Raw genomic sequence first — 25,552 nt, 5'->3', positions numbered from 1 at the left:
ATGATTCAACTTGACGAAAAAGCATATTTCTATCTGTTGGCCATTATTCCGGTAATGGTTGTGGCTTTCTTTTTCCTTCAAGTATGGAAAAAAAGGACCCAGCGCCAATTTGCGGATCCCAGCTTATTACGAAAATTGGCTCCCAATCGCTCAAATTTTAAGTCCGCATTAAAACTGATATTTCTCCTGTTGGGCTTGACTTTTCTGATTCTCGGACTGGTAAACCCTAAAATTGGAACCAAATTAGAAACGGTAAAGCGCGAAGGGGTAGACATTGTCTTTGCTGTCGATGTCTCTAAAAGTATGCTGGCCGAGGATATCGCTCCCAACCGCTTGGAAAAATCAAAAAGGTTGGTTTCCGAGATTATCAACCAATTGGCAAGTGATCGCATCGGAATAATCGCTTATGCCGGACAAGCTTATCCACAATTGCCCATTACTACGGATTATGGTGCCGCCAAAATGTTCCTTCAGAGCATGAACACCAATATGTTGTCCTCGCAAGGAACTGCCATAAATGCTGCCATCGATTTGGCAAGTACCTACTACAACGATGAGGAACAGACCAACAGGGTATTGTTCATTGTCTCGGACGGGGAGGATCACTCCGAACGATCCACTATCGAAGCGGTGGATGAAGCCACACAAAATGGTATTCGCATTTTCACCATTGGAGTAGGAAAACCAAAGGGAGCTCCCATCCCGCTGAAAAGAAATGGCATAATAGAGGGCTTGAAAAAAGACAATAAAGGTGAGGTGGTTATCACCAAATTGAATGAAGCTGTACTTTCCGAAATTGCCCGGGAAGGGAATGGAGAATATATAGATGGTTCCAACACGGAAAATGCCGTGGAATACATTAAGGAACAATTGTACCAAATGGACAAAAAAGAGTTCGAGGCCAAGCAGTTTGCCGAATACAAGGACCAGTTTCAGTGGTTCTTGGGCTTAGGGCTTTTATTTTTATTTTTGGACGTTTTCTTGTTGGACAGAAAAACCAAATGGTTGAAAAAACTAAATCTTTTTAATGAACATGACGATGCATAAGATAAGATTGATGTTTGGTGTCCTGCTCGTTACGGTTTGGGGCCATGGACAGGAAGAGGCTGAAAAAGCTGCCGAAAAAGCCCTTCAAGCATCCACGGATTTAACTTGGGAAGCAAACAAGGAACTTACCACTAACGACTTTATCGCTGCGGAAGGCGAATACAGAAAAGCCATTTCCAAAAGCTCCGATAATACCGTCGCACCATTCAATCTCGGTACCGCATATTACAACCGTGAAAGTTTTGAAGAAGCTTTTGGACGGTTTAAACAAGCTGGGGAAAAGTCCAAGGAAAAGCCAGGAAAACATAAGGCTTTCCATAACATGGGCAATGTGTTCATGAAGAACAAGGAATACCAAAAGGCCGTAGAAGCTTATAAAGAGGCTTTGAGAAATAATCCTAATGACGAAGAAACCCGTTATAATTTGGCCCTTGCCAAAAAAATGATGGAAGACCAGCAAGACGACCAAAACAACGATCAAAACCAGGACAACCAGGACCAACAAGATCAACAAGACCAAAAGGATAAGAACCAAGATCAGAATAACGAGGGGGAGAACGACAAGGACAATGAAGGGGAACAAAATGAGGATGAGAACAAAGATCAAGGGGATGAGGGTGAAAATGGCGAAAACAAGCCTGAAGAAAATGCTGAAGGTGATGGGGACAAAAAGAAGGAACAAGAGCAAAAACCCGATGAAGGGGACGAACCCGAGGAACAAAAGCAACAACCTCGACCCAATCAACTTTCCAAACAGCAGATTCAAAATCTGTTAGAGGCCATGCAAAACGAGGAGAAAAAAGTCCAGGAGAAGATGGAGGCGAAAAAAGTGAAGGGCAAAAAAATCAAAAACGAGAAAGATTGGTGATGAAAAGTAGACGGTGGTCTTTCCTATTGTTTCTCTACATGCCCATATTCTTGGGAGCTTCTCTTATGGCTCAAGAAGAAGTTTCCTTTGCCATGAACCTGAGCAAGGAAAAACTGGGCATCAACGAGCGTTTACGGGTAGAGTTCACCATGAACAAGGATGGCGATAATTTTAACCCTCCGGCCTTTGACGGATTTAAAGTCGTAATGGGACCATCCCAATCCATCAGTTCATCATGGGTGAATGGAAAAAGAAGCTTTTCCAAAACCTATTCCTATGTTTTGGTTCCCACGGCCCGGGGTAGGTTCAATATAAAGCAAGCCACTATAGAAATTGACGGGGAAACCTATAAAACGCTTCCAAAAACGGTAGAGGTCACTGCGGCAGTTGATAAACCCAACGACCAAAAAACCGTGGATGATGTTGCCGACGAGAGCCTACATTTAGTGGCCGAAGTATCCGACGGAAGCCCTTTTCTCAATGAAGCCGTTACCGTTGTATACAAACTTTACGTAGGGCATTCCATAAGGGTGACCAATTACCGTTCCCTGGACAATCCCACCTACAATAACTTCTGGAGTCAGGAAATTGATGTCTCCAAACCCAAACCGAAAAACGCCACCTATAATGGTAAGCCTTACCTATCTGTGGTGCTAAAAAAGGTGGTGCTTTATCCCCAAAAATCAGGGAAATTGGACATTGAGCCCTTGGCTTTGGAAATCTATGTTGACGTACCTACCAACAGAAGGGATTTCTTTGGGGGCCGAATCTATACGCAGACTACAAAAACGGTATCTGCTGGTAGGCGAACCCTTAATGTAAAGTCCCTGCCCGAAGCGGGCAAACCCGCAAATTTTGGCGGAGCTGTTGGGGACTTTGATTTTTCTGTGAGCACCAGCAAACAAGAACTTAATGCCTCGGAATCGCTTCAAGCCCGAGTAGAAGTTTCAGGAAAAGGGAACCTAAAACTCTTCCAACTCCCGGAACCGGAATTGCCAAGTGCCTTGGAGGTGTACGAACCGGAATTTGACGAAAAAGTCAGAACCATAAGCACGGGCATGGAAGGTAAAGTGGCCAATAATTACACCATTGTACCTTCATATCGCGGTAAATATCCAATTCCCAGTATTTCATTCAGTTACTTCAACCCAAAAACGGAAAAGTACGTGACATTGAACTCTGAAGAAATCAATATAGAAGTACTGGAAGGCCCCTTAGGAACAGACAATAACCTGTTGAGCTCTTCTCCCAATAGGCAATTGGTCGTGCCAACGGGCAAGCAGTTTCATTTTATAAAATTGAGTCCCAACCTCAGCAAAATAGGGGCAAATTATTTCTTTGGGTCCAATAGGTTTTACCTCATGCTATTGGGTCCATTATTGCTGATTCCGATTGCAGTCTTCTCCTTTAAGAAAAGGGAGGCGATTGCCAGCGATGTGGTCGGCAACAAAATTAAACAGGCCAACAGATTGGCAAGAAAATATTTGTCCACTGCCAAAAAGGAGTTGGGGAACAAAGAAGCCTTTTATGTTGCCTTGGAAAAAGGCCTGCACAATTATTTAAAGGCCAAATTAAAAATTGAGACTTCCGAATTCAGCAAGGAAAAAATAACGTCCATCCTAACAGAAAAGAGCGTCGACCCAACCTATATAGACGGCTTTATTGGTTTGCTCGGAAATTGTGAAATGGCCCGGTATAGTCCATTTTCCGACGTGCAAATGCAGAACGATTATGAGAAGGCCAGTGAAGTAATTTCCAAAATGGACAAACAGTTATGAGAAATACCCTATTGACCATAGTTTTTGTATTGTCCGCCTTCTTTGGCAAAGCCCAAAATAGTGCTCTTTTCAATCAAGCAACAGAGTTTTACAATAAAGGGGAGTATACTAAAGCCATTGGAAACTACGAGAAAATCCTGGAAAATGGGGAGCATTCCGCAGAGCTTTATTTTAACCTGGGTAACTGTCATTACAAATTGAATGCGATTGGCCCAAGTATCCTGTATTATGAAAAGGCCCTGCTCTTAAAACCAAATGATCGTGAAATCCTGAACAATTTAGGCTATGCCCAGAACATGAGGCTCGATGCCGTAGAAGAAATGCCCAAAACCGAAATTGCACAGATTTACGAAGCTGTGGTTAACTTTTTCTCCTTCGACCAATGGGCCAACATTGCCGTTGCCCTCATGATTGTTTTTGTACTAGCATATTTAGCCTATTTCTTTTTGCGTCCTGCAAGTCAAAAAAGAATCGCTTTTATTTCCAGCATTTTTAGCTTGATTTTGGGAGTATGCTGTGTTTTGCTTGCCTATTTACAATATCAAGAATTCAACAACGACAACCCTGCAATCGTATTTAGTCCAGAAGTAAGGATCAATTCAGAGCCAAACAATACCAGTGAAGCGGTCTTTACACTTCACGAGGGCACTAAGGTGAATGTATTGGACCAACTGAATGAATGGAAGAAAATAAGGATTGCCGATGGGCAGACCGGATGGATTCCCGCAGAAGATTTAAGGTTATTGAAGGATTTTTAAACATTAATTAACAGAAAAATAAGGTCTGAGTTTTATTTTTGCCCAAAAGATCCCAAATGTTGAAGGCCCTAGCGCATCCCTTAATCTGTTTTTTGCTGATATTTTCCATATTGGCGCCTTCAATAGTTCCTTTGATTGATAAAGATTGTCCCATTGCCGTTTTTTTGGATTCATCTGAAGAAGAAAAGAGCAAGGACAAAGAATCGGAAAAAAAGTTGGGTGAAAAGGATTTGTTCTTGAATTCGGAATCACTTACCAACAATTTTTTGGGTCTAAATATCAAGGCCGAAGACACGGAAAATCTGTGTATGCATTCGGATGTAATGACCGAGATACTGCTCCCTCCCCCAGAGAAATTGGTTTAAACTTTCAGCGTTTTATTTATCAATTTCTAACCGCCTCCAACCTAAAAACAAATAGCGGAGGCTATAACTATTGTATTCATGTTTAAACATATTAAAAGCGACTTGCCTGCAAGTATCGTAGTATTTTTTGTTGCATTACCCCTTTGTTTGGGTATTGCACTAGCCAGTGGAGCGCCCTTATTTTCGGGCTTGATTGCTGGTATAATTGGAGGAATCGTTGTAGGTTCCTTGAGTGGCTCCCACGTCGGGGTTAGTGGCCCCGCGGCAGGTTTGGCCGCAATTGTTCTAACGGCCATAGGCACCTTGGGAGGATTTGAGAACTTTTTGGTTGCCGTTGTGCTCGGAGGTTTGATCCAAATCCTTTTCAGTATTCTTAAAGCGGGTGTTATCGCCTATTATTTCCCATCTTCTGTGATCAAGGGAATGCTTACTGGTATCGGTATCATCATTATTCTAAAGCAAATTCCACATTTCTTTGGGTATAGTGAAAACACCGAAGGGAACTTTGCATTCTTTCAGGTAGATGGGGAAAATACCTTTACCGAAATCATCAACTCCCTTAATTACATAAGTCCAGGGGCAACTATCATCGCTCTTGTGGCTTTGGCAATTCTCCTGCTCTGGGATAAAGTACTAAGTAAAAAATCCAAGGTTTTCCAATTGGTTCAAGGGCCATTGGTAGCCGTGGTGCTCGGAATTCTTTATTTCGTTTTTACGAAGGACAATCCAACTTTTGCAATTTCTGATAAGCTTCTGGTAAGCGTTCCTATTCCAGAAAGTGTTGAGTCTTTGGGAACCTTGTTGAGCTTCCCCAATTTCGGAGTGATAGGAAATTCTGAAGTGTGGATTACCGCGTTTACCATCGCCCTGGTAGCGAGTTTGGAAACCCTGCTATGTGTAGAGGCTACCGATAAACTAGACCCACTGAAAAGAACTACACCCACAAACAAGGAACTTATGGCTCAGGGAGTGGGCAACAGTATTTCTGGTCTATTAGGTGGTTTGCCGGTAACCCAGGTAATTGTAAGAAGTTCAGCAAACATCCAGTCGGGTGGTAGATCCAAGGCTTCTGCCATAATTCATGGTTTCTTCCTATTGATTTCGGTAATACTTATTCCTCGATTGTTGAATATGATTCCTTTGTCAGTCTTGGCTGCCATATTGTTCATCGTAGGATATAAGCTGGCGAAACCCGCCTTGTTCAAGAAAATGTACGAGCTTGGCTGGAAACAATTTGTACCCTTTGTGGTTACTGTGTTTGGTATTGTATTTACAGACCTGTTGATTGGAATTGGATTGGGGCTAATGGTAGGAATCGTGGTCATTTTGTTGAAGAGCTACCAAAACTCCCATTTCCTTCACATTGAAGACAAAAGCAATGGGAAGCACAGAATTAAAATGACCCTTGCGGAGGAAGTAACCTTCTTTAACAAAGGGGCCATTCTTAAGGAATTGGACAGTCTTCCAAATGACACCTATTTGGAGTTGAACCTATTGAAGACAAGGTACCTTGACAATGACATCATCGAAATTCTTGAAGATTTTGCCTTTAAGGCCAAGGAACGGAATATCGATATTCAATTGGTATCCAAACGCGGGGTTGAAGAAAACCCCACCAGTTTTATCGAGTTCTTTAGAACCCGCCCAAAATCAAGTTTAAGCTTAAATTAAAAAACATCAATCATGGAAAATAAGAATTACAGAATTTTAGTCCTTTCGGACCTGAAGAAAACATCAGAAAACATTTTGAAGAATACGGCTAGTTTGGCCAAAATGATCGGTGGGGAAATTTCCCTACTGCATGTAAAGCAGCCTTTGGTGGTAGTAAAACAGGACAACCAGTTGTCCGCAGTACGATCAATAAACGAAACATACACCTCAACCAAAAAACGCATTAAGCATTTGGTAGACCCGATTGGGGAGGAGTTTGGAATGACTTTCAATACCGCTTTTAAAGTGGGTAATGTTAAGGAGGAAATCAACAAGCAAATTCAAGAGTTACGCCCAGATATCATTGTCTTGGGCCAGCGAAAATCCACTCCAATAAAATTGTTGAGTAGCAGCATTACAAAACATGTAATGTCAACTTTTGATGGCTTGGTGATGATTGCCTCCCACGAGCAGATGATCTCCAATAACAAGGAGCTTTCGTTGGGTGTACTGAACGGGACAAAGGAATCCGTGAAAATCGGATTGTTGGAGGAACTGCTGAAACAAAGTTCGCAGCCCTTAAAATCCTTTAAAATCGCAAATCGAACAACTGAATCCTCTGAAGAAAAGCAAATCGACCTTCCTGTGGTGGAATACGCTTTTGAGCCTCAGGACAATGCGATCAACAACATGTCCACTTACCTAAGCCGGACAAATGTTGATGTGTTGTTTATGGATTTGGAAGATGCGGCCAAAGCGAACATCAATGTTAAGAATGTAATTGGTAAATTTAATGTACCTTTTCTCTTGGCTGGGAAGCACAAAACGAAATTTAATAACTCATTAAACTAACGATTTATAGTACTATTATGAAAGCACTTACTCAAGAAGCCCAAGCGGCAATAACACCACAGAGCGCCCTAGAACTTTTAAAAGAAGGAAACAAGCGTTTTGTAGATAAGAACCAAGCTAATCGCGATCTAATGGAGCAAGTAGGGCAAACTGCCTCTGGGCAATATCCTTTTGCAACCATCTTAAGCTGCATTGATTCCCGAGTATCAGCAGAGTTGGTATTTGACCAAGGAGTTGGGGATATTTTCAGTGCGCGTGTGGCCGGAAACATTGTAAACGAGGATATTCTCGGTAGCATGGAGTTTGCCTGTAAGTTGGCAGGGACCAAGATCATTGTGGTTTTGGGACATACGGCTTGTGGAGCGGTTAAAGGTGCTTGCGACGATGCCAAAATGGGTAATCTTACCGAGCTTTTAAGCAAGATCAAGCCGGCTGTAAACGCAGTGACCGAACCAGCTGATGCGGCAGAACGAACTTCCAAAAACTTGGATTTTGTAAATTCAGTTGCCGAGACCAATGTACAATTGACCATCGATAACATCAGAAACCAAAGTCCTGTCCTAAAGGAAATGGAGGATAATGGTGAAATTTCGATTGTCGGAGCCATGTACAATATCTCTGATGGAAAAGTGAGTTATATGTAGCATTTGGTTCCATCCAAATAACAAAAGGCCAGTGTTAACATTTCATTGGCCTTTTTTAGTTTTTAAAATTTGCTATCTTAACGAACATAATCAACACCTAATCAATTGTCAGGTATGTTCAAGCATTTTAGAGGTGACCTTTTTGGGGGTATCACCGCAGGTATTGTCGCCCTTCCACTAGCATTGGCTTTTGGTGTGAGTTCCGGGTTAGGCCCGAGCGCCGGTTTATATGGCGCCATCTTCATAAGTTTTTTTGCTGCCCTTTTTGGAGGCACCAACACACAGATATCAGGGCCTACCGCTCCTATGACCGCTGTGAGTATGGTGATTATTGGGGGAATCATGGCCGTTCACGATGGGGATGTGAACAAAGCACTACCCATTATCTTAGCAGTTTTCCTACTAGCAGGTCTCATGCAAATTGGATTGGGACTCATTGGTTTGGGAAAGTATATCAAATACATCCCATATCCTGTGGTCTCAGGATTCATGACAGCGATTGGTGTAATTATTTTGGTGACCCAAATTCTGCCGGCTGTAGGTTACTACCCAAAAGAAGATGAAGAGTATGTAAGCCAGTTTAAGGCTGCCGCCGAAGAGGAAATATTGGAAAACATCCTTAAGGAAGAGGCCGGTGAAGGTATCCTCGTGCTGGAAGATTTCGAGGAAACTATTAAAAGGGCCAATAAGATTACACAGGAAGATATGCAAAAGGAGGCCAAAACACTGGCCGCTAAAGATGCATCTGGGGTTTTGGGAACTATCAAGGTTCTACCCCGTGCCCTTCAGAACGTTAATTGGTTGGAATTAGGGTTGGCCTTGGCAACCATCTTTATCATTTATGGCTTTAAAAGAATCACCACGGCTGTACCTAGTACCTTGGTTGCACTAATTGTGGTCTCTGGGCTTGCCTATGCACTAGGGTGGGGCTATCGCCCTATTGAAAAAATTCCAGAGGGACTACCCATATTGCGAATGGATATCTTTACCCAGTTTAAGTTAGCCTCGTTAACACCATACATTTTCACGGCACTGACCCTATCCCTATTGGGTGCCATAGATTCCTTGCTGACCTCCGTGGTTGCGGATAATATGACACAAACCAAGCACAAACCAAACAAAGAATTGGTGGGACAAGGTATTGGTAACAGTATTGCTGCGATGTTCGGAGGGATTCCAGGAGCTGGTGCTACCATTAGAACTGTAGTGAATATCAACTCTGGAGGTAAGACCCGCTTGTCCGGTATGATTGCTGGATTGCTTTTATTGGTGATTCTCTTGGCCCTTGGGCCGGTGGCATCGCAGATTCCAGCTGCAGTATTGGCGGGGATTTTGGTAACCGTTGGTATCGGTGTAATGGATTACAAAGGTTTAAAGGCCATTCCATATCTGCCAAAGGATATTAAACTCGGTCCGTTAAAACTTAGTTCGGAGGTCATCATCATGTTGGTGGTTCTGATTCTATCTTCCGTATGGAATTTGGTCTATGCCGTGGGTATTGGATTGGTTATCGCTTCCTTGATGTTCATGAAGAAAATTGGGGACCTTACGGCCACACGTTCCGATGTAAAACCTTTGAAGGAAGAAGCTTGGGAGGATGAAAAGGACTTCCCTGCCAAATTAAGGGAAGAAGTATTCATCAAACACATTAAAGGCCCTCTTTTCTTCGGTTCCACAAGTGATTTTCAACAATTGGCGGAACAGATTCCAGATACCGCGAGCAATGTGGTTATACGATTGGATCGCATGCAGTATATGGATCAGTCCGGATTGTATGCCATGGAAGATGTGCTGCAGGATCTTAAGAAAAAGGACATCAACGTCATGTTCGTGGGTATTCTAGATCAGCCAAAATATATGATGGAACGTATTGATATTATCCCAGATTTGATTCCACGGGAAAGTATCTTCGAAGATTTCAAGGAATGCCTTGCCTGGATCAAGGAAAATGTGAAGGATACGGTTAGTTCCTAACATAACCTTCCGGAATGTCTTTGATTCCGTTCATCAAGTTTCCCAACGACTCAGGGCCCATTTATCTGGAAACCGTTCAAGGGCGGTTTCCTGTGGAGCCCTTTAACACCTTCAGCAACCTCATCTTTATCGTTCTTGTGGTCTACTGGGGAATGAAGGTGTACAAAAATCCAAAGGAGCATCTATTTTTGGCCTGGGTACTGCCCATCATTGCTTTTAGCTGGGTTGGCGGCACAATGTTTCATGCCACACGCAGCCACGAGTTTTGGCTTCGACTGGACTGGATGCCCATCATGTTCCTTTGCCTTACTTTGGTGCTCTATTTTGTTTATAAAATAACATCATCCTGGTTGTCAAGGATTCTCCTGGTCATCATTTTCCTTGGAATGTACATGGGGCTTCGTACACTTCCCATTCCCAACGGACTTCGGATTTCATTGGGATATGTGATCACCGCCCTTACCGTGCTATTGCCCTTGCTATGGTACTTATATAAGACTGCTTGGAAAAATGGTATTCTCGTGGTTTTGACATTTCTGATTTTTGGGCTCGCCGTATATTTTAGAACTGTAGATCTCACCCAATCTATTTTGCCAATGGGCACCCATTGGTTATGGCATTTCTTGGGAGGTGTTGCGGTACATTTTCTTATTGCCTATATATTCAAGGACAATTTGTTAAATTTGTCGGCCAATACCGCCGTCAAAGATGATTGAGACCATAAAGGAACATTTGGTGGAAGTGGAAGGTTTCACTTCGACATCAAAAGATGAAATTGAGGCATTTCGAATTAAATACCTTGGGAAAAAGGGCCTTTTAAATTCCTTTTTTGCAGAATTTAAGAATGTCCCGAACGAGCAGAAAAAAGAGTTCGGACAAGTCATCAACCAATTAAAAACCGCTGCTACCGACAAGGTAAACGGCTTAAAGACCGCGCTGGAAAACCAAGCGGAAACTTCGGGCAAGTTCGGAGACCTGACCCGCCCGGGAGAACCTGTCCAACTTGGTGCGCGCCACCCTATTTCCATAGTCAAAAACCAGATTATAGACATCTTCTCCAGAATTGGATTCAATGTTTCTGAGGGACCGGAAATAGAGGACGATTGGCACAACTTTACCGCTTTGAACCTTCCCGAGTACCATCCGGCAAGGGACATGCAGGATACCTTCTTTATTCAAACCGATCCCGATATTTTGCTCCGCACCCACACTTCGAGCGTGCAGGTACGTTATATGGAAAACAACCAACCGCCCATTCGAACCATTTCCCCTGGCAGGGTATACCGAAACGAGGCGATATCGGCCCGTTCGCACTGCTTCTTTCATCAAGTGGAGGGGCTATACGTGGATAAAAATGTTTCCTTCGCGGATTTGAAACAAACCTTGCAATATTTTACCTCGGAAATGTTCGGCAAGTCCAAAATTAGACTTAGACCCTCCTATTTTCCGTTCACCGAACCAAGTGCCGAAGTTGATGTGTATTGGGGCTTGGAAACCGAGACCGATTATCGGATGACCAAGGGTACGGGATGGTTGGAAATTATGGGCTGTGGCATGGTAGATCCCAATGTATTACAGAACTGCAATATAGACCCTGAAGTTTACTCCGGATTTGCCTTTGGAATGGGAATCGACCGAATTGCACTGCTGCTTCATCAAATTTCCGACATTCGCTTATTGAGTGAAAACGACATTCGGTTTTTGGAGCAATTCAAAAGTTCCCTTTAAGCAGAAAAATGGAACCCAAAATCGTGGAATTCCCTGGGAAAAAGCTTGTGGGCATGCATCTAACCATGAGCTTGGCCAATAATAGGACCTTTGAGCTTTGGAGCAAGTTCAAAAAGAAGGCCGATCAAATCAAAGACAGGGTATCTTCGGATTTTATTTCAATGCAGCTTTATGATACGGCCTATTTTGCGAGTTTCAACCCAGCTGCGATATTTGAAAAATGGGCCACTGTAGAGGTGGCAAACCACGACAATATTCCAGCTGAAATGTACCCGTTTGTCCTGCCCAAGGGTTTATATGCCGTTTTTTACTATAAAGGTTCCAGTACCGACAATTCCATATTCCAACATATTTTTACGGAATGGTTACCAAACTCGGGTTACCAATTGGACAACAGACCACATTTTGAAGTTTTGGGAAGTCGGTACAAAAACAATGATCCCAATTCGGAGGAAGAGATTTGGATTCCAATACAAACCAATCCAACCTTAAAGTAACCTTCAATCTTTCAACGACTTAGATTTTTTCGCCGGTTTTATGGTTATATTTAGGTTTCGTAATACTTCGAGCCAAAAGGACTAACCAAAACTGGAAAATTATGCGAGCACTGTCTGCCCTATTCATATTTTGCTGTTTAACTGGCAACCTGCAAGCACAACATAAAAATCCAAGCGTAAACCAAGAGCGTCTTGAAAAACGAATCATGGATTTGGCTCAATTCGGGCTTCAGGAAAATGGCGAAACCGAACGTGTGGCTTTTAGTGATGCTGATATTGCATCTCGAAAATGGGTGGTAAAAATCATGGAAGAACTAGGACTTACCGTTTCCATCGACTATGCCGGAAACATCCTGGGACTCAGAAAAGGAAAAGAAAAGGATGCCAAGCCCATTTCTTTTGGCTCCCATACAGATCGGGTACCCAATGGCGGAAATTATGATGGTTGTGTGGGTTCGATGGCTGCCTTGGAAGTTATTGAAGTATTGAATGAAAACAATATCAAAACCAAACATCCATTAGAGGTAATTGTATTTTCGAACGAAGAAGGTGGCGTTATGGGAAGCCGTGCCATGTCTGGACATTTGAGCAAAAAAGCTTTCCAGGTCGTAAATTCCACAGGATATGATATGGGCGAGGGAATCATGCGATTGGGCGGGGATACTTCCCGGATAAAACAGGTAATTCGAAAGAAAAACGCCATGGCGGCCTTTTTGGAACTTCATATAGAACAAGGTGCCATCCTGGAAAAAGAAAATCGGGATATCGGTATTGTGGAAGGTATTGTTGGATTGAAATGGTGGGATGTGGTTTTCACCGGATTTGCCAACCATGCTGGCACTACCCCGATGGATTCCAGACAGGACGCCCTTTTGGCTGCGGCCAAATTCGTGGTTGACGTGAATGAGGTGACCAACAGTTTTGAAGGCGCCCAAGTAGGGACCGTAGGTAGAATAAGGGCCGAACCTGGAGCTCCCAATGTAATTCCTGGAAAAGTTGTGGCCAGTCTTGAAATTCGAGACCTGTCTTCTGCCATAATTGAACAGGTTTTCAATGCCATTCATGCCAAGGCACAGGAGATAAGCACGCAATCTAACGTCAATATCGAGTTTATCCCATTGGATACGACTGCCGACCCAGCCCTTACAGACCCTTCAATTCAAAAAGAAATAGAGGGAGTTGTGCAAAATTAAGGGCTCACTTTTAAGTATATGCCCAGCGGAGCTGGACACGATGCCCAAGATATGGCCCATATTGCACCTACCGGAATGATTTTCGTCCCGAGTAAGGGTGGAATTAGCCACTCCCCTAAGGAATTTACCTCAGCAGAAGATATGGCCAATGGGGCGAATGTTCTGCTTCATGCCATTCTTGCGTTGGACAAAAAACTGGATTGATCAATTCTTAAGTTGTTCCCTCTTCCTTCAATCTTAAAAATGTTCCGTTGGCGATAAGCGCAATGCTCAGCCAATAGGTGCTCAATATTACCAATCCGGACCATTTAAAGGGAGCTTTGAATTTGTTGACCGCAATCATGGTATCGGAAAACATAAATAGCATGACGGCAATTGCAATAAGGGCATATGCATTTTTTTTCTCTTTGAGAAAAAGCCCGGTCCCTTGCCAAGCCATGAAGATGATTACAAAAATGTAAATGGTAACGGGCAGCTCCAGACTCCCCAAGTCGGGTTTTAACCAAAATAGTATGGAAATTCCCAAGCCTAAAAAAGCCAGGAGCGATTTCCAATTGGAGTAAAATCCTTCCAACACCACAAAGCCGTAAGCAAAAAGCAGATGAGCTATTAAGAACGCCCCAAGGCCAAATACGAACCAGTTTTCCTCTAGCAACAAAATGTCGCCCACCAAACAGAAAAACAAGGCAGTGATGACCATAGTCTTGAACTTCGTCAATTTTTGGTTTTGGCCAAAAAACAAAAGGCCTGTCACAAGGATAGTGGTCAATGGTTTAAAAATCTTGAAGAGTGGTTCTTTATCCCAAAAATCTGCAGCAATGGCAATGCAGGCAGAAAAAAATACCAAGATATTGATTGTCCTAGGCACCATTTTGTTTCCCATTTTGCCTTTTTTACTTTATCGTAGTGGAAGGCCCTTGGCCGCCCACCAAGGGTGTACTTCAATGACCAATCTACCTGCTTTGACCATGGGGTCCAAATTGGCCAAGCTGTCGGCCATTTGTAACGTGGGCACATTGTAGATGGTGATCCCCCGTATTTCTCCATCATCCCCGAAAGGTCCGGAGATACTGGCATAGCCATCATCGTACATGCGTTTAAGATGGGCCAAATGCAAGGTTTGAAGACTGTCCGTTACTTTTTTGGACTGCGACCTTACAGGTCCACTCTTTAAAAATGCCATAAAGTACTGTTGCATCAAAATACTGTCCTTGGTTTCCGCATCAACATAATCGAAGGTTTGATAGCCCTCTGCCTTCAATTTTCCCTTGATTTCCTTGAAAGTTGGTTTTTGTGCTACCTCCTCCTGCGATGTCTGCTTTTCCGTTTGTTGCGGTCCACAAGCCAAAAGCAAGATTGAGAATCCACAAAAAAGTAATTTTAATCTTTCCATAAGCTATACGGTTTTTTAGATAGTTGTGAATTGTAATACTTCACCTCTCCGGTTACTTCGGTGCCCAACCATTCGGGCTTCTCAAAAATCTCATCTTCATGTTGCAATTCCACTTCGGCTACTACAAGTCCCCTATTCTCCCCCAAAAATTCATCTACTTCGAAAACGTGGTTTCCAAAATTGATCCGGTACCTGTATTTTTCAAGAATAACCTCCTCGCATAGATCTATCAAATTGGTGGCTTCGGAGACCGTAATTTCGGTCTCCCATTCAAATCGGGTGGTTCCTGAGGTATTACTTGCCCCCTTTACGGTTAAAAAACCCTTATCTCCCTTTATCCGAACCCGTACCGTACGCTCTGGGGCTGTATTTAGGAACCCTTGGACAATCCGTAATTTGGAATTTGCCTGTTGCTTATAATGCGCTGATCTAACTAAAAACTTTCGTTCGATTTCCAAGTGTTCCATCAAACTAAATATAGCCTAAATTTGGGTATGGAGATGGATTTCCCTTTACGAAAAATAATTCATGTGGACATGGATGCTTTCTATGCATCGGTGGAGCAGCGGGACAATCCAGACCTCAAAGGAAAGCCGATTGCTGTGGGTGGAGGCTCCAAGCGCGGCGTGGTTTCAGCAGCGAGTTATGAAGCCAGAAAGTTTGGGGTAAGGAGTGCCATGGCCGGATATATTGCCAAAAAAAATTGCCCTGACCTTATCTTCGTTAGGCCCCGTTTTGACCGCTACCAAGAGGTTTCCAAACAGATAAGGGAAATCTTCTTTGAATACACGGATCTTGTGGAGCCCCTATCGTTGGACGAGGCGTATTTGGATGTTACCGAGAATAAGAAGGGAAATCCGTCCGCAACCCTGATTGCCAAAGAAATCCGTGCAAAAATTTTGGATAAGGTCGGACTAACAGCTTCGGCAGGGATTTCCATTAATAAGTTCATTGCCAAAGTGGCCAGTGATTTCAACAAACCCAATGGACAAAAAACAGTGAATCCAGAAGAGGTTATTCCTTTTTTGGAGGAATTGGACATCAGGAAGTTCTATGGGGTGGGAAAAGTCACAGCGGAAAAAATGTACAAGCTGGGGATTTTTACCGGGAAAGACCTCAAAGATAAAACCCTGGAGTTCTTGGACCTGCAATTTGGAAAAAGTGGCAGGTACTATTACCATGTGGTCCGGGGAGTCCATACCAGTGAGGTCAAGCCACACAGGATTCCGAAATCTGTAGGCGCTGAACGCACTTTCAGTGAAAACTTAAGCAGTGAAATTTTTATGTTGGAAAAGTTGGAGCATATCGCCACCGAGCTCGAACGACGGTTGGAAAAATCGAAAATAGCTGGAAAGACCATCACCCTAAAAATCAAGTACAGTGACTTTACCCTCCAAACAAGAAGCAAGACCCTACCCTATTTTGTGTCGAAAAAGGAACTCATTTTAGAAACCGCCAAGGAATTGTTATATCAAGCCAAGATGGAAAACTCGGTAAGGCTATTGGGTATCTCCTTGGCTAACCTAAATACCGAGAAGAAAAAGGAGCAATCCCCAAAGGAAACTTTTTCCGTTCAATTAAAATTTGAATTTTAAATTTGATGCATACCCCAATTCTTGCTTAATTTGTAACAGTGCAACGTCCTGAATTACATGAACATATTATAACCACTGCTGGTAATCTGTTTTATCTGAATGGATATAACTCCACGGGCATCAATGAAATCGTGGATAAATGTGGTATTGCCAAAGCTACGCTTTACAGCCATTTTAAATCCAAGGAGGACATTTGCATCGCCTATCTGCAACAGCGCCATGATCAACTTTTGGATTCGCTAAAGAGTTTTGTGTCCAAACGCAAAGCAGGGAAAAACCAACTTTTGGCCATTTTTGATTACCTCAGGGACCTTTATCGGGAAGAAAATTTTCAAGGTTGCTGGGGACTAAAAACATTTGGTGAACTCGCTCCCACACAAAAAAAGATCATAGGCGTAATCCAAAAAAACAAGAAAGAGCTTTTGCTCTATTTGGGGGAAGTAGTTGGCGAGAACATTATCAATGTGTCCAAGGCGGAAATAGAAAAAATCTCTGGTGGGATTTACCTCTTGTACGAGAGTGCCATCACGGAAAGTCATTTGTTCAAAAACGATTGGCCCATTTATATGGCCAAGAACATGGCCCCCTCCCTTTTTGCCAATTCCCAGGTAAAATAAAAGCCCCTTCTTTTCAGAAGAGGCTTTCACTCCAAAACATCAAGCCGTCTACTTCACCGTCAAAACGTTGTCTGTTGATGTCGGATTCAATGGGCAGAAATATATATATTCCCCTTTTGTGAGTTTTGTGGGTTTGGAGGTTTGCGAAGCTCCTGTTGCAACCGGTTTGGTCACATAAGCCGTTTGAATATGATTCTCTGGCTTGCTCAGATCTTGTCCTTTTTTGACCAAAACAAAACCTACATCGTGGCCCACTCCGTTATTGGCGATGTCAAAAACATAGGTTCCTTCGGAAACTGTTAGTTGCTTTTGTGTGAACTCGCCGGAAGTTTGCTCCAGAGCGATGGTTTTAACTGATTCGGTTTTGTTCATTTTGTCCTGTGCCTGTACAGAAAATACAGTTACTAGGGCGACTACTAAAATTGAAATTGTCTTTCTCATTGTTATTTGTTGTTTTCTTGTTTTGAATTAAACTGTTGCTTCCAAGGGTTGTGCCACTGGAAAATCAATTGGGGTTTGGGTTGTATTGTTGATGTAATTGGAAATGGTCTTGTCTCCCACCAAAACGATGGTGTCAATCAAATTTTCCTTGCTCCACCCTGCCTCAAAAAAGTTCTCAAGCACGGCAGCATCGGTTGTTCCCCTGTTTTCGGTAATGTTTCTTGCCAATCGGGCCAAAGCATCCAATTTGTTGTCAAAAGAGGCCCTACCAGCTCTCAATTCCAAAATCTGCTCTTCGGTAAAACCGTTCATTTTGCCAATTGCGGTGTGGGCGGACAAACAGTAATCACATCTGTTTACCTCACTTACAGCAAGGTTAACTGCTTCTTTTTCTTTTGCTTTTAAGGAGGTCTTTGCGTTGGCGAAGGTTAAATAATTGCCCAAAGCATTTTCTGAATATGCATAGGTCGCATATAGGTTGGGCACAAAGCCGACCGCTTTTTCAAGATTGTCAAAAATAGCCTGGTTGGCACTGCTTACTTCTTCTCTCTTAGGTACATTAAAATTACTCATGATTATAAATTTTGATACTTGTTATATGGATTAAAAATTCTTTACAAACGGTTTTTCCGCTTCACAATAGAAATCGTGATGATATTTCTGCTCGCAATGGGCGGGTGAAATAATCGACTTGGGCGCTGGTCTTTTGGCAGACCTGAATATCTCTATGAGATTAAAAATTGATTTTTCAAGTGATTTCATCTTTACCTTTCTTTTAATTACGAAGCAAAGATGTGACGAAAAAGAGGGAAGGTGTTAGGAGGGATTTCCCGACCGCTTGCCAATATTTCCCTTAGGCAGTGATAACACTGTTTTCCCGGTATTCGGAAGGGCTCATATTGGTCATTTTTTTGAAAAACCTACTAAAATGGGCGGGGTCGTTGAACCCCAGATCATACGCAATTTCCTGGTTTTGTTTTTCAGTAAAGTGCATTAGGCGTTTTGCTTCCAACATCAATCGGTCCAGAATGATCTGCTGGGGCGTCTTTTGGTTGTAGATGGAAAAAAGATTGGAAAGGGTCTTGGGCGATTTAAACAACATATCGGCATAGTCGCTAACCTTTCGCTTTGTTTTATAATGGATATCCACCAGATAATTGAATTTGCGAATGGTATCTATTTGGGCATTGTCCAAAGTTTTAACTATAAGTTGTTCCTTGGCAAGCCGGGTACTCATAATAATCAGTCTCTTGAGCAACATTTGGAGCATGTCACCCTGGATATTATCTGGTGTGGAAAATTCCTCAACAAATACATCGTACCAAAGATAAAACTTCCTCAATTGGTTCTTAGGAATGGTGATGATCGGCAAATCTTGCGTGCCAAAAAACAAAATGCCATTACAGGATACTTCGGCATCGTGGTCTGCAATACAATAGAATTCTCGATTGAACAGGACGGCAGAAAGCGGTAATTGTGTTTTGGAAAAGGAAACTTCCTGAAGATAAGTCACGGTGACCATTTGATTTGGTTCCAAGGCCAAATCCAATCCGTCCACTTCAATATTTAAAGTTTCCTCGTTGCGATTCCATAAAAACTTGATGGTATTTGCTGTAGAAGAAAAGTGATCGTTGTCTCTTCGGATGTCATTTGTAAGGCCCAATATGGCACCCAATTTTGGGTCTGAATACTCGTATTTCATCGCTTGGTCTGTCCTCTTTTGAAAAGAAAATATGGTAATTTTCAACCCTTTAGTCCTTAAATATTGTTGATACTTACAGCCAAATACCGTCGCAATTTTGGCAAATGTTTAAACAAGAATGTTAATGTTGCCCTAGGATTTTAGCACTACCGTTCCTTTTTATAGTATTGGGTATGGAAAAGATGCGATTTTATGACGAGGCAGCCCATAATTTTTATGGCCAAATGGAGATTAAAGGATATCCATTAAACTCCATGGATTTTTTTGCCCAGTTTTTTGATGCCCTTTCAAAAAATCTAGGTGACATTCAAGGGTTAAGCCAATTGGCTTCCAACGCCAAGTGGCACCTAAGTGCAAATTTCAATGATGAAATTCTAAAAGAGAACCATGTAGTTGTGGTCACCGACCCTCAATTAAATATTGTGTATGCCACTCAAAACATGGTTGAAATGAATGGCTACCAACCCTTTGAGGTTTTGGGAAAAAAGCCCAAAATGTTTCAAGGCGAAGCCACTTGCAGGGACACCACAAAACAAGTCTCCACAGCAATAAAAAAGCAAGAGTCCTTTGAAGTTACCTTGACCAATTACAGGAAGGATGGCTCCCGATATGAATGCCATATCAAAAGCAGCCCTGTATTTGACAGGGCGGGCAAACTGGTAAATTTTATTGCTTTCGAAAAAGAGGTAGCCTAGAAACTACAGGTTTCGATTTCAGTTACACGCAGGGTATTCACCATTCCTTTGTCCTTAATGGGCATGGCAGCCAAACTGATCAGCATATCGCCCACATCCAAATATCCCTTTTTACAAGCAATTTGGTTTACATCCTCGATAGTTTCATCCGTAGAAACATATTTATCATACAAGAATGCTTTCACGCCCCACAAAAGGTTTAATTGGGTCAAGATCCTCCTGTTGGATGTAAAGACCAAAATATGTGCACTTGGCCTCCAAGCAGAAATTTGGAATGCCGTGTAACCACTATTGGTTAGGGTGGATATTGCTTTGGCTTCTATTTCGTTGGCCATGATCGCCGCATGGTAGCAAACGGACTTGGTAATGTATCTTTTGGTTCGAATATGAGGTGGTGTCTGTGGTACGGTTATGAGATTGGAACTTTCAACACTGGTTAGTATACTCGCCATTTTTTCAATAACCTGCACTGGGTAGTTACCCACCGAAGTTTCTCCAGAAAGCATAACAGCATCTGCACCATCCATCACCGAGTTGGCCACGTCGTTGACCTCTGCTCGGGTTGGTGTCAAACTGGTGATCATCGTCTCCATCATTTGTGTGGCAATGATTACAGGGATTCTTGCTTTCTTAGCACGTAAAACCAGTTGTTTTTGAATCAACGGAACTTCATGGGCAGGAATCTCCACCCCCAAATCCCCACGGGCTACCATTAAACCATCACAATAGGCCACAATTTTATCGATATTGTCTACGGCCTCTGGCTTTTCAATTTTGGCAATGATCGGAATCTTGTGTTCTGAATGTTTATTGATAAGGTTTTGCAGATCCATTAGATCCTGGCTATGGCGAACAAACGACAGCGCCATCCAATCCACCTCTTGGGAAATGGCAAATTCCGCATCTTTTACATCCTTTTCGGTAAGGGCCGGAAGTGAAATATCGGTGTTGGGAAGGTTCACCCCTTTTTTGGATTTCAAGGGACCTCCTTGCACAACAACAGCAGTAACCTCATCGTTTCCATTGGTCGATTTTACCTCAAAGATCAATTTCCCATCGTCCAACAAAATACGCTCTCCCGGTTTTACATCACGAGGGAAGTTCGCATAGTTCATATAAACCCTTTTTGCGCTTCCTTCAAAAGGTTCGCCGGTGGCAAAAGTAATCTCGTCGCCTGGAGCAACCACGGCTTCGCCGCCCATTACACCGACCCTTAATTTTGGCCCCTGTAAATCGGCAAGAATAGCCGTATTGGTCTCAAGTTCATCGTTCAATTCCCGGATTAGCCTAATTCGCTCAGCCACATCGTCATGGGAGGCGTGGGAGAAATTTATTCTAAATACGTCCACCCCGGCTTGCATCATTTCCTTCAGTACCTCCTTCTTGCTCGTGGCTGGTCCAAGCGTGGCTACTATTTTTGTTTTCTTAACGGTTGGCATGGTTAAAAAATTAGGTTTCTTTTTGATTTCAAAGTTTGTGTTTCAAGTGGATATGCTGTGACCACTTTGGCAATTGTATTGATGGATTTTATCTGTTGGACCAAGGTAGGGCCATCCACCCCATCAACCTTTAATAGATAATCAACTTCTTTGCGTTCCTTGATCAGATATTCCGTTCTTAACGAAGTTCTATCCTGGAAAAGCCCATCCGAAGGAATGGTTTCTTCAATAGCACATTTGTTGGAAATCAGTGTCCAAAACGTATCGCTCAGTTCATCATCCCAGTCGTACACGGAAAAGGTGATATTCTGACTAAATTTTAGATCGCTTTCCCTTCTACCCAATTTCGTGCCGCAAGCAGCGTTTATGGCATAGCCCAAAGCAAAATCTTCCAGGCCACTGTGAATAGCGATGAGCTGAAAATTGTCGTCATAAAAATCCTCCGATATCCTATGTGTCGTCAACATGTCGATTAAGCGAGCTGTAAATATACTCCTATTCCCTTTGCTAGCCTAGCCTAGGCGATATAATACAGTTTAAAAGACAACGAAAACGTTTGAGATGGCACAATTCGGCATCACCCATTTTCTATTCTGCTCTGCAGTGCAAAATAAGCCCTTTTGGAAGCCTTTTCTTCGGCCTTTTTTTTGGAAGTGGCCCTGGCTTTGGCCATAATTCTGTCGTTAATGGTGAGTTTAACCGCAAAGTGTTTTAGTTCGTCATTCCCTGTATCCTCATACACTTCATAGTGGAAGGTTTTTTTCTGTTTTTGGCACCACTCGATCAACAAGCTTTTATAGCTGATCACCTTGCCTTCCAATTGCTCAATGTCCACATAGGGTTGTATAACCCTGCTGTTGATGAACTTTTCACAATATGCATAACCCCTGTCCAAGTAAATGGCGCCGACCAAAGCTTCGAATACATTACCATGAATATTTTCCCCAAAGTGTGATTTGGGGATTCTGCTCTCAACGTACTTCAGTAGTTTCAGGTCCTTACCGAGTTCGTTCAGGTGCTTTCGGCTTACAATCTTGGAGCGCATTTTTGTGAGATAGCCCTCATCCCCACCGGGAACCTCATTGTACAAATGTTTGGAAATTATGGTTCCCAACATGGCATCGCCGAGAAATTCCAGCCGTTCGTAGTTCATAGGATTGCCCTCTTTGTCCCGCTTATTTACGGAACGATGCAGGAACGCCTTTTTATAGATGTCAAGGTCCCGGGGTTTAAATCCAAGAATTGATTTAATGCCCAAAAAAAAATCCCCATCCGGTTTGGGATGGGAATTGAATATTTTGGAGGGGAATTTCATTGTACTACAAAGCTACCCTATTTTTTTGAACAATACACAGGCATTGTGTCCGCCAAAGCCAAAAGTATTGCTCATGGCAACATTTACCTCCCGCTCCTGCGCCTTGTTAAGGGTCAAGTTAAAGGAAGGGTCGATGTTCTCGTCCACCACACTATGGTTAATGGTCGGGGGAACAATACTATGCTCCATGGCCAGGATGGAAGCAATGGCCTCAATGGCCCCAGCTGCTCCCAACAAATGTCCGGTCATGGACTTTGTGGAATTGATATTGATGTTACTGGCATGTGCTCCAAATACTTTGGAAATTGCCTTCAACTCTGCAACATCCCCCAAAGGTGTTGATGTTCCGTGCGTGTTGATAGCATCCACATCTTCTGGTTTTAACCCAGCATTTTCCAGACAGTTTTCCATTACCCTTACCACACCAACTCCTTCCGGATGCGGCGCAGTCATGTGATGGGCGTCGCTAGACAGGCCTCCACCTACAACCTCGGCATAGATTTTAGCACCTCTCGCCTTGGCGTGCTCATATTCTTCCAGGATAAGGGCACCAGCCCCTTCACCCAATACAAAACCGTCCCTTGTGGCATCAAATGGTCTTGATGCAGATTCTGGGCTGTCGTTTCTTGTGGATAGGGCATGCATGGCATTAAAACCACCCATTCCTGCGATGGTCACTGCAGCCTCACTACCTCCTGTTACAATAACATCACAATGTCCCAATCGAATGTAGTTTAGCGCATCGATCATGGCATTGGCAGAAGAGGCACAGGCAGAAACTGTGGTATAATTAGGGCCCATAAATCCATGCTTAATGGAGATGTTCCCTGGTGCGATATCCGCAATCATTTTAGGAATAAAGAACGGGTTGAACCTAGGGGTACCATCCCCTCCGGCATAACCAATCATCTCATTCTGAAAGGTTTCCAAACCGCCAATACCGGCGCCCCAAACAACCCCGACCCTAAACTTGTCAATGGTTTCCAGGTCAATTCCGGAATCCGCTATGGCTTCGTCGGAGGATACCAGTGCGTATTGCGCAAAACGGTCAAGTTTTCTGGCTTCCTTTCTATCAAAATAATCTGAGGGATCATAGCCTTTAAGTTCGCAGGCAAACTTGGTCTTGAACTTTTCGGTATCGAAATACGTTATGGGAGCACAACCGCTCTTTCCAGTCCTTAGTCCTTCCCAATAAGCCTCCAAATTGTTACCGATGGGCGTCAGCGCACCCATTCCTGTAACCACAACTCGCTTTATCTGCATTGAACTATTTTTTAACCCTTATGAACCTAAATTAAAAAAAAATTATCCATGTGATGATCATCACATGGATAATTTAAAATCTTTAGTAAAATATCATAAAATTACTTCGCTTCTTCTATATAGCTAATGGCTTGACCAACAGTTGCAATGTTTTCTGCCTGGTCATCTGGGATTTGAATGTCAAATTCCTTTTCAAATTCCATGATAAGCTCAACAGTGTCCAAGGAATCTGCGCCCAAATCGTTGGTAAAGCTAGCTTCCGCTACTACTTCATTTTCATCAACTCCTAGTTTATCAACGATGATAGCCTTTACTCTTGATGCAATGTCTGACATAATTATATCGGTTTTAAAAATTTTAATCGGGGCAAAAATATAAAACTTTGGATTAAATACACCATTTGTCGATAAAATGTCCCTCAAATTAAACATATTACACAAGTGTGCAGTAATTTAGCCCAGTAAACAAGTATAGCGATTTGCAGGAGAAACCCTTTGTAAAACAGTTGGTCATTCTAGCATCCGGCAGCGGATCTAATGCCGAAAACATTATCACCTACTTCGAGGAGCGAAAAACCGCCAAGGTTGCTGCGGTATTCACAAATAAAAGGACCGCGCAGGTTTTGGACAGGTGTGAAAGATTGGGGATTCCGGCCTATAGCTTTAACAGGGAAGCCTTCTCCGGAAGCAACAATTTATTGCAGGTCATCCAAGGCCTTGCCCCCGACCTTATAGTTTTGGCTGGATTCCTTTGGAAGATTCCTGAAAGTTTTATCCAGGCATTTCCAAATGAAATTATCAATATTCATCCTGCTTTGCTTCCAAAGTATGGCGGCAAGGGAATGTATGGTTCCAAGGTTCACCAAGCGGTAAGGGAAAATGAAGAGGAAGAGACAGGAATCACCATACACCATGTTAACGCCAATTATGATGAAGGCTCCATTATCTTTCAGGCCAAAACCGCATTGACCGCCAATGATACTCCGGACACCATTGCCCAAAAAGTGCACCAGTTGGAGTACGAACACTTTCCCAAAGTGATTGAAAAATTGTTGCAGCAACATGGCTAAAAAGAAAAAGTTCTATGTGGTCTGGAAAGGCAAACGCCCAGGTATTTACGAGTCTTGGGATGATTGCAAGGCCCAGATTGAGGGGTTCAAAGGGGCACAGTACAAATCCTTTTCCCTGTTTGCAGATGCCAAAAAAGCTTTTAACGGCAACTATTCCGATTATAAAGGAAAGGGGCAAAAGGAAAAAGAACTTTCTCCCGAAGAACTACTGAAGATTGGTGACCCCAATTACAATTCCATCTCCGTGGATGCCGCTTCCAGTGGTAATCCTGGTAAAATGGAATACCAGGGTGTGGACACCAAAACCAAAAAGTTGCTTTTTAAACAAGGGCCATTTGAGCAAGGCACCAATAATATAGGTGAGTTTTTGGCCTTGGTACACGGACTAGCCTTTTTAAAGGAACGAAAAAGTGAACGGATCATCTATTCCGATTCTAGAATTGCCATTGGTTGGGTACGAAAGAAAAAATGTGGCACCAAACTGCAGAAGAACAATAAAAACGCCAAACTTTTTGAACTTATAGAGCGGGCGGAAGTGTGGCTAAAGAAAAATAAGTACAATACCCCCATTGTAAAATGGGAAACCAAGGCTTGGGGCGAAATTCCTGCGGATTTTGGAAGAAAGTAGATGGGCACACCAAGAGTTTTCCCTCATTTTCTTAATTAAAT

General features: G+C 42.8%; 28 protein-coding genes and 1 pseudogene. 18 read left to right on the top strand and 11 right to left on the bottom strand.

Annotated features, from left to right (window positions below):
• The 13 genes and pseudogenes from M3P07_RS12850 (at position 1) to M3P07_RS12790 (ending at position 13,558) form a co-directional block, all read left to right on the top strand.
• Complete coding sequence (locus M3P07_RS12850; RefSeq protein WP_249970329.1) at positions 1 to 1,047, top strand: VWA domain-containing protein; 1,047 nt, start codon at positions 1 to 3, stop codon at positions 1,045 to 1,047.
• The gene (locus tag M3P07_RS12845) at positions 1,040 to 1,915 is read left to right on the top strand and encodes a tetratricopeptide repeat protein (RefSeq protein ID WP_249970328.1); all 876 of its coding nucleotides are present in this window, start codon (positions 1,040 to 1,042) and stop codon (positions 1,913 to 1,915) included. The genes M3P07_RS12850 and M3P07_RS12845 overlap by 8 nt, the downstream gene beginning before the upstream one ends.
• On the top strand, positions 1,915 to 3,693 hold the full coding sequence (locus tag M3P07_RS12840) for a BatD family protein (protein WP_249970327.1): 1,779 nt from the start codon (positions 1,915 to 1,917) through the stop codon (positions 3,691 to 3,693). Before M3P07_RS12845 ends, M3P07_RS12840 begins: the two co-directional genes overlap by 1 nt.
• On the top strand, positions 3,690 to 4,451 hold the full coding sequence (locus M3P07_RS12835; RefSeq protein WP_249970326.1) for an SH3 domain-containing protein: 762 nt from the start codon (positions 3,690 to 3,692) through the stop codon (positions 4,449 to 4,451). The genes M3P07_RS12840 and M3P07_RS12835 overlap by 4 nt, the downstream gene beginning before the upstream one ends.
• 56 nt (positions 4,452 to 4,507) lie before the next feature.
• Positions 4,508 to 4,816 carry a hypothetical protein gene (locus tag M3P07_RS12830; RefSeq protein ID WP_249970325.1) on the top strand — a complete coding sequence of 103 codons (309 nt, stop codon included), beginning with the start codon at positions 4,508 to 4,510 and terminating at the stop codon, positions 4,814 to 4,816.
• A gap of 78 nt (positions 4,817 to 4,894) precedes the next feature.
• Entirely contained in the window at positions 4,895 to 6,487 is a 1,593-nt protein-coding gene (locus M3P07_RS12825; RefSeq protein ID WP_249970324.1) for a SulP family inorganic anion transporter, read from the top strand.
• 12 nt (positions 6,488 to 6,499) lie between these two features.
• Entirely contained in the window at positions 6,500 to 7,318 is an 819-nt protein-coding gene (locus tag M3P07_RS12820; protein WP_249970323.1) for a universal stress protein, read from the top strand.
• 17 nt (positions 7,319 to 7,335) lie between these two features.
• Complete coding sequence (locus M3P07_RS12815; protein ID WP_249970322.1) at positions 7,336 to 7,962, top strand: carbonic anhydrase family protein; 627 nt, start codon at positions 7,336 to 7,338, stop codon at positions 7,960 to 7,962.
• Between the two features lie 114 nt (positions 7,963 to 8,076).
• On the top strand, positions 8,077 to 9,936 hold the full coding sequence (locus M3P07_RS12810) for a SulP family inorganic anion transporter (RefSeq protein ID WP_417952745.1): 1,860 nt from the start codon (positions 8,077 to 8,079) through the stop codon (positions 9,934 to 9,936).
• 14 nt (positions 9,937 to 9,950) lie between these two features.
• Positions 9,951 to 10,652, top strand: coding sequence for a ceramidase (locus tag M3P07_RS12805; RefSeq protein ID WP_249970320.1), 702 nt, complete (start codon positions 9,951 to 9,953; stop codon positions 10,650 to 10,652).
• Positions 10,645 to 11,664 (top strand): phenylalanine--tRNA ligase subunit alpha, encoded by a 1,020-nt coding sequence (gene pheS / locus M3P07_RS12800; RefSeq protein ID WP_249970319.1) that lies wholly within the window; start codon positions 10,645 to 10,647, stop codon positions 11,662 to 11,664. Before M3P07_RS12805 ends, pheS begins: the two co-directional genes overlap by 8 nt.
• Before the next feature lie 8 nt (positions 11,665 to 11,672).
• The gene (locus M3P07_RS12795; protein WP_249970318.1) at positions 11,673 to 12,161 is read left to right on the top strand and encodes a GyrI-like domain-containing protein; all 489 of its coding nucleotides are present in this window, start codon (positions 11,673 to 11,675) and stop codon (positions 12,159 to 12,161) included.
• Positions 12,162 to 12,262: 101 nt separating this feature from the next.
• Positions 12,263 to 13,558, top strand: a pseudogene (locus M3P07_RS12790) (M20 family metallo-hydrolase).
• Positions 13,559 to 13,565: 7 nt separating this feature from the next.
• Here M3P07_RS12790 and M3P07_RS12785 read toward each other — a convergent pair.
• From M3P07_RS12785 to M3P07_RS12775, 3 genes are read right to left on the bottom strand one after another with little or no spacing between them, the layout of a single operon-like run.
• Positions 13,566 to 14,237, bottom strand: a complete 672-nt coding sequence (locus tag M3P07_RS12785; protein WP_249970317.1) for a lysoplasmalogenase — start codon at positions 14,235 to 14,237, stop codon at positions 13,566 to 13,568.
• Between the two features lie 15 nt (positions 14,238 to 14,252).
• Entirely contained in the window at positions 14,253 to 14,747 is a 495-nt protein-coding gene (locus tag M3P07_RS12780; protein ID WP_249970316.1) for a YciI family protein, read from the bottom strand.
• Positions 14,735 to 15,214, bottom strand: coding sequence for a CYTH domain-containing protein (locus tag M3P07_RS12775; protein WP_249970315.1), 480 nt, complete (start codon positions 15,212 to 15,214; stop codon positions 14,735 to 14,737). The genes M3P07_RS12780 and M3P07_RS12775 overlap by 13 nt, the downstream gene beginning before the upstream one ends.
• 27 nt (positions 15,215 to 15,241) lie before the next feature.
• Here M3P07_RS12775 and dinB point away from each other — a divergent pair, with 27 nt between their 5' ends.
• Positions 15,242 to 16,342 carry a DNA polymerase IV gene (gene dinB / locus M3P07_RS12770; protein WP_249970314.1) on the top strand — a complete coding sequence of 367 codons (1,101 nt, stop codon included), beginning with the start codon at positions 15,242 to 15,244 and terminating at the stop codon, positions 16,340 to 16,342.
• A 38-nt stretch (positions 16,343 to 16,380) separates the two neighbouring features.
• Positions 16,381 to 16,959, top strand: coding sequence for a TetR/AcrR family transcriptional regulator (locus tag M3P07_RS12765; RefSeq protein ID WP_249970313.1), 579 nt, complete (start codon positions 16,381 to 16,383; stop codon positions 16,957 to 16,959).
• A gap of 48 nt (positions 16,960 to 17,007) precedes the next feature.
• Here M3P07_RS12765 and M3P07_RS12760 read toward each other — a convergent pair whose 3' ends face one another.
• The 3 genes from M3P07_RS12760 to M3P07_RS12750 form a co-directional block, all read right to left on the bottom strand.
• Entirely contained in the window at positions 17,008 to 17,400 is a 393-nt protein-coding gene (locus M3P07_RS12760; RefSeq protein ID WP_249970312.1) for a plastocyanin/azurin family copper-binding protein, read from the bottom strand.
• Between the two features lie 27 nt (positions 17,401 to 17,427).
• A complete protein-coding gene (locus tag M3P07_RS12755) occupies positions 17,428 to 17,973 on the bottom strand; it encodes a carboxymuconolactone decarboxylase family protein (RefSeq protein ID WP_249970311.1) in 546 nt (181 codons plus the stop codon).
• A gap of 280 nt (positions 17,974 to 18,253) precedes the next feature.
• Positions 18,254 to 19,102, bottom strand: coding sequence for a helix-turn-helix domain-containing protein (locus tag M3P07_RS12750; RefSeq protein WP_249970310.1), 849 nt, complete (start codon positions 19,100 to 19,102; stop codon positions 18,254 to 18,256).
• Positions 19,103 to 19,275: 173 nt separating this feature from the next.
• Between M3P07_RS12750 and M3P07_RS12745 the strand changes: the two genes are divergently transcribed.
• A complete protein-coding gene (locus tag M3P07_RS12745; RefSeq protein WP_249970309.1) occupies positions 19,276 to 19,797 on the top strand; it encodes a PAS domain-containing protein in 522 nt (173 codons plus the stop codon).
• On the opposite strand, the gene pyk is transcribed toward M3P07_RS12745, so the two are convergent.
• The 5 genes from pyk to M3P07_RS12720 form a co-directional block, all read right to left on the bottom strand.
• Positions 19,794 to 21,236 carry a pyruvate kinase gene (gene pyk, locus M3P07_RS12740; RefSeq protein WP_249970308.1) on the bottom strand — a complete coding sequence of 481 codons (1,443 nt, stop codon included), beginning with the start codon at positions 21,234 to 21,236 and terminating at the stop codon, positions 19,794 to 19,796. The genes M3P07_RS12745 and pyk overlap by 4 nt on opposite strands.
• Before the next feature lie 2 nt (positions 21,237 to 21,238).
• On the bottom strand, positions 21,239 to 21,703 hold the full coding sequence (locus M3P07_RS12735; RefSeq protein ID WP_249970307.1) for an IPExxxVDY family protein: 465 nt from the start codon (positions 21,701 to 21,703) through the stop codon (positions 21,239 to 21,241).
• Positions 21,704 to 21,813: 110 nt separating this feature from the next.
• A complete protein-coding gene (gene rnc / locus M3P07_RS12730) occupies positions 21,814 to 22,551 on the bottom strand; it encodes a ribonuclease III (protein ID WP_249970306.1) in 738 nt (245 codons plus the stop codon).
• A 12-nt stretch (positions 22,552 to 22,563) separates the two neighbouring features.
• Positions 22,564 to 23,814, bottom strand: coding sequence for a beta-ketoacyl-ACP synthase II (gene fabF / locus M3P07_RS12725; RefSeq protein ID WP_249970305.1), 1,251 nt, complete (start codon positions 23,812 to 23,814; stop codon positions 22,564 to 22,566).
• Positions 23,815 to 23,915: 101 nt separating this feature from the next.
• Positions 23,916 to 24,149, bottom strand: coding sequence for an acyl carrier protein (locus tag M3P07_RS12720; RefSeq protein ID WP_009778413.1), 234 nt, complete (start codon positions 24,147 to 24,149; stop codon positions 23,916 to 23,918).
• Between the two features lie 143 nt (positions 24,150 to 24,292).
• Between M3P07_RS12720 and purN the strand changes: the two genes are divergently transcribed.
• Both purN and M3P07_RS12710 read left to right on the top strand, forming a co-directional pair.
• On the top strand, positions 24,293 to 24,883 hold the full coding sequence (gene purN, locus M3P07_RS12715; RefSeq protein ID WP_249970304.1) for a phosphoribosylglycinamide formyltransferase: 591 nt from the start codon (positions 24,293 to 24,295) through the stop codon (positions 24,881 to 24,883).
• Positions 24,876 to 25,511: a ribonuclease H1 domain-containing protein gene (locus tag M3P07_RS12710; protein WP_249970303.1), complete on the top strand. Its 636-nt coding sequence runs from the start codon at positions 24,876 to 24,878 to the stop codon at positions 25,509 to 25,511. Before purN ends, M3P07_RS12710 begins: the two co-directional genes overlap by 8 nt.
• Positions 25,512 to 25,552: the final 41 nt, after the last annotated feature.

Origin of the sequence: Flagellimonas myxillae, from assembly GCF_023502235.1 — a bacterium.
GTDB classification, from domain to species: domain Bacteria; phylum Bacteroidota; class Bacteroidia; order Flavobacteriales; family Flavobacteriaceae; genus Flagellimonas; species Flagellimonas myxillae.
Note: the sequence above shows the minus strand (reverse complement) of the source record. Positions and strands in the feature narration are given on the sequence as shown.